This is a genomic window from Thioclava sp. F42-5, from assembly GCF_002213195.1.
GTDB lineage: Bacteria > Pseudomonadota > Alphaproteobacteria > Rhodobacterales > Rhodobacteraceae > Thioclava > Thioclava nitratireducens.
In genome coordinates this window covers 84747-97809 of record NZ_NBNZ01000002.1, presented here as the reverse complement: position 1 = coordinate 97809, position 13063 = coordinate 84747, and the positions used below count along the sequence as shown (strand labels likewise).

Sequence of the window (13063 nt, the reverse complement as noted above, 5' to 3'; positions counted from 1 at the left end):
CGCGGGGCTGCGCCGGATGTGGGGTGAGATCAGTTCGAGGCCGATTTCGGCGTCGCGGCTTCCTCGGCCGATCCGTTGCGGACGAAATCGGGGATGTCCGTCGCCAGCCACTGCTGCGAGATCTTGTCCATCGTGCCGTCTTTCATTGCGGAGCCGACGAACGCGTTGATCTTGGCCAGAAGCTTGTCTGCGCCCGGCTCGACCGCGATGCCCTGGACCTGGCTCGAAAGCGGGAACTTCTCGTCGAAGCGACCTGGCGCAGCCTTCGCGATCTGCGCGGCCACGACGTTGGACACACCGATCAGCGGCACCTGCCCCGAGAGGAGTGCCTGCACTGCGGCCGCGTCGTCGTCGAAGCGGCGGATCGTGGTGTCGTCGGGGGCGACCTTGGTCACGCCCGCGTCCTGAGTCGAGGCACGCACGACGCCGACCGATTCACCAGACAGATCAGCCGGCTTCGAGACCTTTTCCTCTTTCTTGCCGTAGACCATAATCTCGATCCCGGCATAGGGGCGCGAGAAATCGACCCGCTTGGCGCGCTCTGGCGTGATGCCCAACGAGGCGACCAGCACATCGACCTGACCTGAGAGCAGGTAGGGGATACGGTTCGGGCCGGTCACCGGCACGATCTCGATCTTGGTGCCCAGGTAGTCGGCAAGCGCCTTGGCGGTATCCGCGTCATAGCCTTCGGGCTTGCCGCTGGTGCCCATCAGACCGAAGGGCGGGAAATCGACGAGCATGCCGACCTTGAGCACGCCGGCCTTCTCGACCTGATCGAGCGTGGTGGCTTGCGCGTGGCCTGCCATCAATGCGCCGACCGTCAGGGCCGCCGTTGCGACTGTCTTGAGAAACTTCATGTTTTACTCCTCCTAAACCTGAAGCGGGTGAAAAATCAGCGGGTGAATGCGAGGCGCATCCGCCCTTCCAGCCGGCGCGCATAAAGCGACAGCGGCCAGCAGATGATGAAGTAGATCGCGGCCACCAGCCCGAAGACCACGAAGGGGTCGAAGGTCGCGTTGTTGACGATCTGACCGGCGCGCGTCAGCTCGGTGAAGCCGATGATCGAGGTAAGCGAGGTGCCCTTGATCAGCTGCACAAGGAAGCCGACGGTCGGGGCTACGGCGATCCGCGCCGCCTGCGGCAGAACCACATGCTGCATCCGGTCGCGATAGCTCAGCGAAAGCGCAGTCGCGGCCTCGGTCTGCCCCGACGGCACCGCGTCGATCGAGCCGCGCCAGATCTCGCCCAGATAGGCGCTGGCATGGAAGGTCAGCGCGATCGCCGCCGCCAGCAGCGGGTTGATCGGCAGGTTCAGCACGGTCAGACCGAAATAGAACAGGAACAGCTGCATCAGGAGCGGGGTGCCCTGGAAGATCCGGATGAACCCGGCGCTGATCCGGCGCAGAGCCTTCGAGCCCGAGCTGCGCGCGAGTGCCACGAACAGCCCGCCGATTGCGCCGCCGATGAAGGCGATGACCGACAGCAGAAGCGTCCAGCGCACGGCCTCGATGATGAACAGGATGTCGGAGGGACCGAATTGGCGGATCATGTCAGCGGCTCGCAGGATAGTTGAAAATGGCGTTCTGAACGAGCTTGAAGAGGCCCGAGAACAGCAGCGAGAGAACGAGGTAGAACGCGGTCACGACGAGGTAGATCTCGAAGCTGGCGAAGGTCTTGGCGTTCAGATCCGCCCCTACCGAGGCCAGATCGTTTGCGGAGATAGTCGAGACGACCGACGAGGTCAGCATCAGGTAGATGAACTGGCTCGTCATCGCCGGATAGACGTTGCGCAGCGCCGGTTTCAGGATCACGTAGCGGAAAATCTGGATCGGCCCGAGACCCAGCGCACGCCCTGCCTCGATCTGGCCATGGGGCACGGATTCGATCCCGGCGCGGGTGATTTCGGTCCCGTACGCGCCGACATTGATCACCAGAGCGATCAGCGCCGCGACATTCGGATCGAGAGAAATCCCGATCGCGGGCAGCCCGAAATACAGAAAGAAAATCTGCACGAGGAAGGGCGTGTTGCGGATGATCTCGACATAGGCGCCGACGATCGCGTGCAGCACCTTCGAATGCGAGGTGCGCGCAGCAGCCCCGAGGACCGACACGATCAGGCCCAGAAGCATCGCCGCGAAAGACAGGCGGATGGTCAGCCATGCGCCGTAAAGCAGCAGGTCCAGGTTCTCGAATACGGGCGTGAAGTTGAAGTGATACACGTCGCCTCCCTGCGTGTAACCACATGCCCTCACGCTCCTCAACGGTCGGGCATGCTCATTTAGATCGATCTAATTAGAACGATCTAAATTCCGAGTCGCAAATCACGGATGCGTGAGTGGAAGACGTCGGGGTAAGTTGGGATCAGTCGGCGGGACCGGTGGTGTCGCGCACCCGCAGGCGCGGCGTCACGATCTCGGTTTTCCGCTCTGCGCCCGGATCTGCGATCCGTCGCAGCAGCAGGCGCGCCGAAGCCGCGCCGATCTGGCGCGGGAAGACCTGCACTGTGGTCAGGCGCGGCGGCGCACCGAGATCGATGAAGGACAGGTTGTCGTGGCCCACCACCGAAAGATCGCGGCCGGGCATCAGTCCCAGATCGAACAGTCCCCGCAGCAGGCCCGAGGCGAGGATGTCGTTGAAGCAGATCGCTGCGGTCGGGCGTGGCTCGAGCGCCATCAGCATCGCGGCCGATTGCGGCGAGCCATCCCATGCGAGCGGCACGTCGATCACCCCAGCATTGATGAGCTCCTGAGCCCGCATCTCCTCCTCGAAGGCCGCGAGACGTTCATCCCGCGTGGAAACCTCCCCCGCGAGCGCGACGAAGGATATCCGTCGATGGCCGAGATCGCGCAAATGCCGCACGCTCAGCCGCACCGCGAGGCCGTGATCGGAGCCTGCGAAATCGCTGAGATCGCGGCCCACGTGGCGCATCGCCTGCACCAGCGGCACGCCAGCCGCGACCAGCTTCTCTATCGTATCCGGCGCGGTCCCTTCGGCGGGAAACAGGATGATCCCCTCCGCGTCATGCTCGCGCAACCGGCGGAGCAGACCCGATTGCCGTTCCGGGTCGTCCCGCGAACTGGCGAGCATGACCTGATAGCCCTGCTCGTCCAGCTCGGCCTCGATCCCCTCGACGAATTCCGAGAAGAAGCTGTTCACGAGGTTCGGAATGATCACGCCGATAGTGCGGCTTTTCTGACCGCGCAGACGTGCCGCGCCGCTATTGGGCACGTAGTCGAGCTCGGCGATGACCTTCTCGACCTTCTCGCGCGTCTTCGCCGCCACGAGGTCCGAGCCGCGAATGACGAGCGAGGCCGTCGCGCGGGACACGCCCGCCGCCCGCGCCACATCCATCAATGTCGTACGCTTCACCGCCATAATCGCGGAGTAACGACAGGAAGGCGCTCGCGCAAGCACGACACCTCCGTCACGCGACTAGCTGCGCTCATTGGGAAACGGCCGCCCCGTCTGGGGAGACCGTGTCAACGCGGGCACGAGAGCTTAGCGGTAGTGCTTCTGCGTCATGTCGAAAGCGCCGCGTTTCAGATCCATCTTGAAGAACTTGTGGTCACGCTTGAGGCGCTTCACCGCCTCTCGCCCGAAACACAGCAGATCGTCGACGAACAGATCGAAGGGCTGCATCGCCTCGATGATGCGCGGCTCGATCCGGTAGTCCAGCTCGCCCGCATCGTCGGAGCGCGCGTGGGCCTGCGCCAGCGCCTGCCCGCAGGCATGGGCATAGTCACGCCAGCTGTCCTTCGACAGATCGTCGAGGTCGATATCGTCGCGGAACGGCGCACGTTCGCGCGACATGAAGCTCATATCGTCGATATCCACGCTGCCGTAAAAGACATCGCCATGCGCCAGATGCACCCGCTGGCCATGCGCGATCCGGTCGCCCTTTTCACCGGCGACAAAATCGTTCTCCGGGACCAGACCTTCGAGCGCGGACTGCCGGGCACGCTTGAACTCGATGATCAGATCGTCGCTGGCATTCTTGCTCGGACCTTCGATCAGGCAATAGTAGCGCGGCAGCCCCAGCGAGGCCGTGCCCTGCCCATGGCGGATGCACACATCCTTCACCTTCAGCTGCCCTGCGCGCCCACCGGGATCGATCCCGTTCTGCTTGGCCACGTCGTTGATGTAACCCTGAAACTCCGAGATCCGACTGGAGATCGGCGTCAGTTCGTCATTCGCCCGGAAGCCCCGACCGGTCTCGTTGAGATAGCGATCCCAGAGCCATTCCTTCCGACTATTGCGCGCCTTCTTGAACATCCGCCGGATCACTTTCGGACTGTTATCGGGGCGCATCTGCTGGCTCGCCTCCTTGTCGTGGCGGGCATAGAATTCCATCCCGTCACGATAGCCTTCGACGAATTTGCGCACGATCTTCTCACGGTGCTTCTTCTTCTGGTCTCCCTCCTCCTTGGCGGCGATCAGAAAGCCAGTGATGCCGCGCTTCAGATCCCAGGTGAAGGGCCCGTAGAGCACGTCGTCGAAATCGTTCACGCCGAAGATCGGCACGTTATCGGCATTGGGCATGATCCCGAAATTCTCCGGATGGACATCCCCGAGCGCGAGCACCGTCGGCATCCGCTCATCCTCGCCCAGCATGTCGCGGTGAAACAGCAGCGAGGTGCCGCGGAAGAAGGAGAACAGCGAATCCGCCAGTTCCTCGAATTTCTCGCTCGCGCCCTCGGCCTTCTCGTCGATGCGCACCGCGTGGTCCTCGATGATCGTCGAGCGCACATGCAGGCGACGCGCAAGCCCGGTCAGATCGCCCGGACGCATCACGCAGGGGTATTTCACATAGGCCTCAGCGAGCTCGCGATAGGCCTCGACGCGGCTCTGGAGCTGTTGGACGGGCGCAACCCCGGTGGCCTTGCGCGACCGTTTCTGGCTCGACGCTTTCGAATTGGAAGATTTCGGCTTGTTATTGCCTTCCGCCATGGGGGTGCTCCTTTTCGGGGTTCGCTCTCCTAACGGGAGGACGGGCGAAGGCGTTCCGAAAAACCGGCGTGAGCCCCAAGGCTCAGGGCGTGTATTCTCCGCAGAGCGACCGGGAGAGGCGCGCCGCCCGCGTCTGCGGATCGCCGAGCGAAAGGACATGGGAGAGCTTTGTATAGGCCGACTCCGGCGTCATGTCGCGCCCGTCGATCACCCCGTGATCGCGCAGGACCGCCCCCGCCGCATAGGTGCCAAGCGCCATCCCTCCCTCGGGACATTGGCTGACCCCGATGACCGGGACCACGCGGGCCTGCGTCGTGGCAAGCGCCGCGCGCAGGCCGGGCGTGTCGGGCGCAGTCCCCGAGCCGTAGCAGCGCAGCACCAGACCGTCACAGGTCTTGGCTGCATGGTCGAGCAGGCTCTCCTCCGCCCCCGGCGCCACGGCCAGAACGGCGATCCGCGCGGGCCTGACCGGATGACGGATCAGGCGCGGCCCCGGCTGGCAGGGCGGGATGTCGGAAGGATCGGCGGCGAAGGCATCGAAAGCGCGCGAGTGGCTTTTGCGGACCCGCGCGCCGTGCAACAGGCGTCCGGCGAATTGCACCCATATGCCTGGCGTAGCTGTCCGCGCCGCCGCAATCGCGTCGCGCAGATTGCGCGCGCCGTCATTGCCCTCGACCGAAAGCGGCAGCATCGAGCCGGTCACGATCACCGGCTTGCCCAGCCCTTCGAGCGCGAAGCATAAAGCCCCCGCCGTATAGGCGAGCGTATCGGTGCCGTGGGTCACGATCACCCCGTCGCAACGGTCGTGATGCGCGGCGATGGTCTCGGCGATCCGATCCCAATCGGCGGGTGTGGCATTGGCGCTGTCGATCAGCGGATCGAGACGTAGGGTCTCAACCTCGCGCCCCTCGGGCAGGGTCGCGAGGAAATCCTCGACCACGCCCTGCTGCGGTACGAAACCCGCATCAGAGGCGACCATGCCGATCGTCCCGCCCGTATGGATCAGAAGCAGTGCCACGCCGCGTCCCTCAGTTCCGCGACAGGACGCTGGAAGGCCGTGCGCGGGCCAGAGAGACGGTCAGCGCCGCAACGATCAGCGCCTTGATCAGATCGCCGGGGATGAAGACGACCATTAGCGAGGTGCTTTCGATCAGGCTCTTGCCGAGCGCAAGCGACAGCCCGACGATTCCCATCGCGTAGGACAACACGATCCCACCAAGGATCGAGCCCACGAAGACCGATGCGCCCAGCGGAACCGAGCGCCATTTCTCGACGACGAAGCCAGTCAGCCACGCGGCCAGCGGCCAGCTGAACAGGAACCCGCCCGTCGGACCGAAGAAGACGCCGAGGCCCCCACGACCGCCGGCCAGCAGCGGCAGACCAACGGCCACCAGCAGCAGGAACAGCAGGACCGCCAGAGCACCACGCTTCGAGCCCAGCACGGCGCCGGCCAGCATGATCCCAAGGCTCTGCGCCGTGATCGGCACACCGAAGCCCAGCGTGATCTTCGGGATCAGCGCGAGTACCGCGATCAGGGCCGCAAACAGCGCGATCAGCGCGACATTCTTTTCCATCTCAAGTCTCCCTCTCGGATGTGAGCCCTCCCCGGGCCCGTAGCGCATCGCCGACATGGTCGGCATCGTCAAGCGCAAGAAGCGTGAAGGGCAGCACCAGCCGCCAGCTCGGCCGCCGCGTGGCCCGGGCGCGCCAGCTCTCGGTCAGGCGCGCACCCTTGTTGGTCAGCACCGGCACCATGCGGATCACCAAAGCGATCGCGACCTCCAGCGCGGCGGTCGACAGCCCGAAGCGACGCAACGGTGTCGTCAGCCAGCGCACAACCGCGATCATATCACTGAGCCGCGTCGTCATCGACACGAGGTTCGCCAGCGCCACCGCCGAGATCATCCGCATCACGATCACCGCGCCTTCCGCGATCTCGCCGATAACCACCTGCCAGATCGCGACGATGACGATAAACGGCCAGAGCAGCTTCAGCGCCGACAGGCCCGCGCGCAGGAAGGCGCGACCGGGCAAGGCATAGGCGATCAGGATCGCCGTGACGACGCCCGCGAGGATCAGCGGGCTTTCTATATAGAACAGACCCACGGTCGCGAGGCAGAGCGCTGCGAGTTTCAAACCCGCAGGCCAGTCATGGGCGGCGGTCTTAACGGGAGAGCTGAGCGATATCATCGGCCTCTCCCGCACGGGTCATCTCTTCGACGTAGGCGGGCAGCACCTCGCGCGCCGCGCCATGCATTTGCAGCCGCCCTTGGTCGAGCCAGAGGATTTCGTCGTAATGCTCCAACTCGCGCGGGTCGTGGGTCACGTGCACCAGCGTCCCGCGATAGAGCGTCAGCGCGCGACCCAGCTGCGCCTTGGTCGGGATGTCGAGACCGGAGAAGGGCTCGTCCAAGATCAGCAGGTTCGGGGCCATCGCGCTCACCGCCATCAGGCATAGAAGCTGCTTCTGGCCCTGGCTGAGCGTCGTGACATAGGCATCGCGCCACGCCGCCTTGCCGAACTGCGCGAGCGTCTCTTCCGCCGCAGCCTCGGCTTCGGTTTTCCTCATCCCCTGCTGGCGCAGCCCGAAGGAAATCTCCTCGATCACGGTGGGGAAGATGATCTGATGATCGGGGTTCTGGAACAGGATGCCGACCTCGCGCAGCGCGGCCTTGCGGTCGGCGGCCAGATCGTGGCCGTTGATCCGCAGGCTACCCCGGCTCGGCGCAATCAGCCCGGCCATCAGCCGCGAGAGGGTAGATTTGCCCGATCCGTTGCGCCCCACCACGCCGATGCGGCGGGCACGGGTCTCAAGCGAAATCCCCTCCAGCACCGGGCGACCGTCGAGATCGTGGCCCAGATCGGAAATCGCGATATGGCTCGCAGAAGTAAGGGTCGCGCCGTCAGACATGCGCCGGGTCATATACGCAGTCGCGCCGCGTTTCCAGACGCCCTGCGCATAGCGAAAGGCGCGCGAGGTTTCCCCCGCGCGCCTCTCTGTCTCAAGTGTCCCTCAGTTTACCGAGGCTCGGTCCGAAGACCCTTCCAGATCGCCCAGCACATCACCAGCAGAACCAGCGTGAAGGGAAGACCGGTCGAGATCACCATCGCCTGTAGCGCGCTCAGACCGCCGCCGATCAACAGCACGATCGCGACCGCGCCCTCGAAGGTGGCCCAGAACACACGCTGCGGCACCGGAGCGTCGACTTTGCCGCCTGCGGTAATCGTGTCGATCACGAGCGAGCCGGAGTCCGAGGAGGTCACGAAGAACACGATCACCAGGATGATCGCGATGACCGAGGTGATCGAGGTCAGCGGGAGACCCTCCAGCATCGCGAACAGCGACAGCGGCGGGTTGTAGCTATCGATGACCTGCGCCTTCACCAGCGAGCCTGCCGGGTCCGAAATCACCTGGTCGATCGCGACGCCACCGAAAACCGCCATCCACAGCACGCAGACGAGCGAGGGGATCAGCAGCACGCAGATGATGAACTCGCGCACGGTACGGCCACGCGACACCCGGGCGATGAACATACCGACGAAGGGCGACCAGGAAATCCACCACGCCCAGTAGAACGCGGTCCAGCCGTCGCGATAGCTGTCATCCGTGCGCCCGATCGGGTTCGACAGCGGAATGATGTCCTTGGCATAGGCCAGAAGACCCTGACCGAAATCGGTGAAGATCATCAGGGTCGGACCCGCGAAGAGAACGAAGAGCAGCAGCAGCGCCGCGATGCCCATGTTGATCTCCGAGAGCAGCTTCACGCCGCCGTCGAGGCCGCGCAGCACCGAGAACAACGCAACGCCGGTGATGATGGTGATCAGAATGATCTGCACCGTCGTGTTGATCGGAACGCCGAAGACGTGATTGAGACCCGCATTCGCCTGCTGCGCGCCGAAACCGAGCGAGGTCGCAAGACCGAACAGTGTCGCAAACACCGCGATGATGTCGATGATGTGGCCGGTCCAGCCCCAGACCTTCTCACCGAAGATCGGATAGAAAGCCGAGCGGATCGTCAGCGGCAGGCCCTTGTTATAGGAGAACAGCGCCAGCGCGAGCGCCACGACCGCATAGATCGCCCAAGGGTGCAGACCCCAGTGATAGATCGTCGCGGCGAGGCCCATTTCCTTGGCCCGTGCGACATTCTCCGGGATCAGGTTGCCATCCGCATCGAAGGGCGAAGGTGTGCCCAACGGCTGCGATACCGCCATGTGATAGACCGGCTCGAGCACGCCGAAGAACATCAGACCGATGCCCATACCGGCCGCGAAGAGCATCGCGAACCAGCCCATATAGGTGAAGTCCGGCTCGGCATCCGTGCCCCCCAGACGCACCGCGCCATAGGGCGAGACGATCAGGGCGAGACAGAAGATGACGAAGATGTTCGCGGCGCTCATGAAGAACCAGTCGAAAGTCGAGGTCAGCCACGGACGCATTGCGCCGAAGATCTCGCTCGCCTGTTCGGGCAGGGCTAGCGCATAGAAGACGAAGGCCACGATCGTCAGCGCCGAGATCATGAAAACCGGGTTGTGAATGTCGAAACCGAAGGGCCCGACTTGGCCTTCCAGGTTGTCCTGACCGATTTCGTAATCGGTTTCGATGAGTTGCGTGTCCCCTTCGGGGGCAGGGATACCCTGAACTTCTTCAGGTTCGGCCATATGCCGTCCTCCTGTCCTTATTGGTTATGTTGGTCCGCTTATCCGCGTACGAGGAAGACCGACGCATCGCTGTGCGCGGCCAGATGTCCCCCATGCGAGGCAAAGAGATAGTTGGCCGCGTTGGGCACGTGCGTGGCCATCACGACGAGATCGGCCTCGAGATCGTCGGCCACCTTCAGCAACGTCTTGTCGAGATCCACGGCAGGATCGGGCACGACGACCGCCTTCCCCGAGGCCTTGTGCCCGAATTCGTTGGCATGACTATCCGCGAAAGCGTCCAGCTTCGCGGCATATTCCTTGGCATTATGGCCGAATTCGCTCGGCTCCTGACTCGTAACACCTATGAAAACGACTTCCGCGTCGTGTTTCGCTGCGATTTCCGAAGCGACTCTCAACGTCTTGTCCATCTTCTCGACGTGACGCAGGTCGACCGGAACCATGATTTTCTCAAACATCTCGATCCGTCCCTCAGTCTTGAAGCGCAGCACCCTATTGCAGGATGCAACGATATCCAACCAACCCAGTGTGTCACAATCGGTTCCGGAAATCGTGAATAAATATTAAAGAAATGACATGCCGTTATCGGGTGCGGCGCGCGACGGCCCCAATTTCGCCCAAAACCGCCATACGCGGATGTACCATGTCCGATCGCCTCAGACCGGAGAGGGCGAGACGTTTTCACCGCCGATATGGAACAGATTTCAGCGGCACCAACACCGTGATCGCGGTCGGAGGCGCCTCGACGTCACCTCCGCAGGCGGCGTTCATTCCGGCGAAACATGCGGCCCGTCTCTCGGCCTTGGAGGACGCGTATCAGGCGGACGATCCGTCACACGCGGGCGGCCTCTCCGCACCTGCCCCGCCAGAAGCCAAGCGCTACAAATGCAAAACGCCCCGGCCTTTCGGTCGGGGCGCTTCGTTACTCAGATGAACCGGTCGGTTCAGCCACGCTCTTCGACGATTTCGACGAGGTGCGGGATCTTCGCGACCATACCGCGCACGGCCGGGGTATCTTCCAGCTCACGGGTACGGTTCATCTTGTCCAGACCCAGGCCTTTCAGCGTGGCACGCTGGATGGCGGGACGACGGATCGGCGAACCGATCTGCTTGACGACGATGGTAGCCATTGATCGCTCTCCTTACGCTTCCGTGGCTTCGGCAGGTGCCTCGGCCTCGGGCTTCTTGAGGATGTCGGCCACTTTCTTGCCGCGGCGCGCAGCCACCTGACGGGGGCTTGCTTCGCGGGTCAGACCGTTCAGCGTGGCACGGATCATGTTGTAGGGGTTCTGGGTGCCGGTCGATTTCGACACGACGTCCTTCACGCCCAGCATCTCGAACACGGCACGCATCGGACCACCGGCGATGATCCCGGTACCTTCCGGTGCGGTGCGCATCACGACCTTACCAGCGCCGTGACGGCCCTCGATGTCGTGGTGCAGCGTGCGGCCATCGCGCAGCGGGACGCGGATCAGGTTGCGCTTCGCTTGCTCGGTGGCTTTGCGGATCGCTTCCGGAACCTCTTTGGCCTTGCCTTTGCCGAAGCCGACACGGCCACGCTGGTCGCCGACGACCACGAGGGCTGCGAAGCCAAAGCGCTTACCACCCTTCACGGTTTTCGACACGCGGTTGATCGCGACGAGGCGATCGGCGAATTCCGGGTTTTCGTCGCGGTCGTCGCGGCGGCCCCGGCGGTTGTCACGTTCTGCCATGAGGCATTCCTTCTCGTGATGGCGTGGTCTCACGCCGTTTGTCTCAATCCAGGTGCCCCGCCCCGAAGGGCGCGGCCCGGATCATCGGGGGGACGCGAACGTCCCCCACCAGTCTTAGAACTTCAGACCGCCTTCGCGGGCTGCGTCGGCGAGCGCCTTGATCTTCCCGTGGAACAGGAAGCCACCGCGGTCGAAGTAGCAGGTTTCGACACCGGCCTTCTTCGCACGCTCGGCGATCGCGGCGCCAACCTTGGCTGCCGCTTCGACGTTGTTCTTGCCGACCACACCGAGATCCTTCTCGAGCGTGGAAGCGGCGGCCAGAGTGCGACCGTTGACGTCGTCGATCAGCTGAACGCTGATGTTTTTCGACGAACGATGCACCGAAAGACGGGCGCGACCAGCGGCCATCTTGCGAAGCTTGTTCCGGACGCGCAGGCGGCGCTTGAGGAACAGATCCCGTTTGCTGTTTGCCATTTTCGCGTTCCTTACTTCTTCTTACCTTCTTTGCGGAAGATATACTCGCCCTTGTAGCGGATGCCCTTGCCCTTATAGGGCTCAGGAGCACGCCATTCGCGGATATTTGCCGCGACTTGGCCCACCTGCTGCTGGTCGGAACCTTCCACAACGATCTCGGTCTGCTTCGGAGCGGTGACAGTCACGCCCTCCGGAACCTCGAAGTTGACTTCGTGCGAATAACCGAGCGACAGCTTCAGGACGTTGCCCTGCATCTGCGCACGATAACCAACACCCTGGATCTCCAGCTCCTTCTTGAAGCCTTCGGTCACGCCCTGCACGAGGTTCGCGACCTGCGAGCGGGTCATGCCCCACTGCTGGCGCGCGCGCTTCGAGAGGCCACGCGGGGTGATGGTGACGAGGTTGTCCTCGACCTTGAGGGTCACATCGTCGGTCGCGGTGAAGGAACGGGTGCCTTTCGGCCCCTTCACTTCGATGGTCTGGCCCGACAGCTGCGCCGAAACGCCGCTGGGAAGCTCGACCGGTTTCTTACCAATACGAGACATTGAGCCCTCCTTAGAATACGGTGCAGAGCACTTCGCCGCCGACATTGGCGGAGCGTGCGTTTGCATCCGACATCACGCCCTTCGAGGTCGAGACGATCGAGACGCCGAGGCCCTGACGGACCGACGGGACGTCTTTCGCGGCCATGTACACGCGACGACCGGGGGTCGAGACGCGCTGCAGCTCGCGGATGACCGGGGTGCCCTCGTAGTACTTGAGGCTGATTTCCAGCTCCGGATGGCCGGCAGCAGACGTCGTCTGCTCGTAACCACGGATGTAGCCTTCGTCAGCCAGCACGTCGAGAACCCAAGCGCGGAGCTTGGAGGCCGGGGTGCGGACGGTGGATTTGCCACGCAGTTGTGCGTTGCGGATGCGGGTCAGCATATCGCCGAGAGGATCGTTCACAGACATGTCGCCCTCCTTACCAGCTCGACTTCACCATGCCGGGGATCTGACCGTAGGAGGCCAGGTCACGCAGCATGATCCGCGAGAGTTTGAGCTTACGGTAGTAAGCGTGGGGACGACCCGTGAGCTGGCAACGATTGTGCAGCCGGACCGCCGACGAGTTGCGCGGGAGTTCCGCGAGTTTCAGCGACGCCTTGAAGCGCTCTTCCATCGGGCGCTCCTGGTCGTTGATGATTTCCTTGAGCGCGGCCCGCTTGTCAGCGTACTTGTTCACAAGACGCTGGCGCTTCGCTTCGCGCGCAACCATGGATTTCTTAGCCATAAGT

The 13063-nt window shown here is 63.4% G+C and carries 17 protein-coding genes; all 17 read right to left on the bottom strand.

What is annotated here, in order from left to right:
• Positions 1-29: 29 nt before the first annotated feature.
• A complete protein-coding gene (locus B6V74_RS05715; protein WP_088719476.1) occupies positions 30-857 on the bottom strand; it encodes a transporter substrate-binding domain-containing protein in 828 nt (275 codons plus the stop codon).
• Between the two features lie 35 nt (positions 858-892).
• Positions 893-1549, bottom strand: a complete 657-nt coding sequence (locus tag B6V74_RS05710; protein ID WP_075773867.1) for an amino acid ABC transporter permease — start codon at positions 1547-1549, stop codon at positions 893-895.
• A gap of 1 nt (position 1550) precedes the next feature.
• On the bottom strand, positions 1551-2219 hold the full coding sequence (locus B6V74_RS05705) for an amino acid ABC transporter permease (protein ID WP_088719475.1): 669 nt from the start codon (positions 2217-2219) through the stop codon (positions 1551-1553).
• A gap of 142 nt (positions 2220-2361) precedes the next feature.
• Positions 2362-3375 (bottom strand): LacI family DNA-binding transcriptional regulator, encoded by a 1014-nt coding sequence (locus B6V74_RS05700; RefSeq protein ID WP_088722250.1) that lies wholly within the window; start codon positions 3373-3375, stop codon positions 2362-2364.
• Between the two features lie 123 nt (positions 3376-3498).
• On the bottom strand, positions 3499-4947 hold the full coding sequence (locus tag B6V74_RS05695) for a DUF2252 family protein (protein WP_088722249.1): 1449 nt from the start codon (positions 4945-4947) through the stop codon (positions 3499-3501).
• A gap of 82 nt (positions 4948-5029) precedes the next feature.
• Positions 5030-5965 (bottom strand): asparaginase, encoded by a 936-nt coding sequence (locus B6V74_RS05690; RefSeq protein WP_088722248.1) that lies wholly within the window; start codon positions 5963-5965, stop codon positions 5030-5032.
• A gap of 10 nt (positions 5966-5975) precedes the next feature.
• Positions 5976-6521, bottom strand: coding sequence for a biotin transporter BioY (locus tag B6V74_RS05685; RefSeq protein WP_075773862.1), 546 nt, complete (start codon positions 6519-6521; stop codon positions 5976-5978).
• Position 6522: 1 nt separating this feature from the next.
• Positions 6523-7137 (bottom strand): energy-coupling factor transporter transmembrane protein EcfT, encoded by a 615-nt coding sequence (locus tag B6V74_RS05680; protein ID WP_088722247.1) that lies wholly within the window; start codon positions 7135-7137, stop codon positions 6523-6525.
• Positions 7112-7858 (bottom strand): ABC transporter ATP-binding protein, encoded by a 747-nt coding sequence (locus B6V74_RS05675; RefSeq protein WP_240497062.1) that lies wholly within the window; start codon positions 7856-7858, stop codon positions 7112-7114. Before B6V74_RS05675 ends, B6V74_RS05680 begins: the two co-directional genes overlap by 26 nt.
• 107 nt (positions 7859-7965) lie before the next feature.
• Complete coding sequence (locus B6V74_RS05670) at positions 7966-9606, bottom strand: BCCT family transporter (RefSeq protein ID WP_075773860.1); 1641 nt, start codon at positions 9604-9606, stop codon at positions 7966-7968.
• A gap of 38 nt (positions 9607-9644) precedes the next feature.
• Positions 9645-10061, bottom strand: coding sequence for a universal stress protein (locus B6V74_RS05665; protein ID WP_075773859.1), 417 nt, complete (start codon positions 10059-10061; stop codon positions 9645-9647).
• A gap of 486 nt (positions 10062-10547) precedes the next feature.
• Positions 10548-10733 (bottom strand): 50S ribosomal protein L30, encoded by a 186-nt coding sequence (rpmD, locus tag B6V74_RS05660; RefSeq protein ID WP_075773858.1) that lies wholly within the window; start codon positions 10731-10733, stop codon positions 10548-10550.
• Positions 10734-10745: 12 nt separating this feature from the next.
• Positions 10746-11315 (bottom strand): 30S ribosomal protein S5, encoded by a 570-nt coding sequence (rpsE, locus tag B6V74_RS05655; RefSeq protein ID WP_075773857.1) that lies wholly within the window; start codon positions 11313-11315, stop codon positions 10746-10748.
• Between the two features lie 114 nt (positions 11316-11429).
• Positions 11430-11789, bottom strand: a complete 360-nt coding sequence (rplR, locus tag B6V74_RS05650; protein WP_075773856.1) for a 50S ribosomal protein L18 — start codon at positions 11787-11789, stop codon at positions 11430-11432.
• An 11-nt stretch (positions 11790-11800) separates the two neighbouring features.
• On the bottom strand, positions 11801-12334 hold the full coding sequence (gene rplF / locus B6V74_RS05645; protein ID WP_088722245.1) for a 50S ribosomal protein L6: 534 nt from the start codon (positions 12332-12334) through the stop codon (positions 11801-11803).
• Between the two features lie 10 nt (positions 12335-12344).
• The gene (rpsH, locus tag B6V74_RS05640; protein ID WP_088719470.1) at positions 12345-12743 is read right to left on the bottom strand and encodes a 30S ribosomal protein S8; all 399 of its coding nucleotides are present in this window, start codon (positions 12741-12743) and stop codon (positions 12345-12347) included.
• A gap of 10 nt (positions 12744-12753) precedes the next feature.
• On the bottom strand, positions 12754-13059 hold the full coding sequence (gene rpsN, locus B6V74_RS05635) for a 30S ribosomal protein S14 (RefSeq protein WP_075773854.1): 306 nt from the start codon (positions 13057-13059) through the stop codon (positions 12754-12756).
• Positions 13060-13063 lie beyond the last annotated feature (4 nt).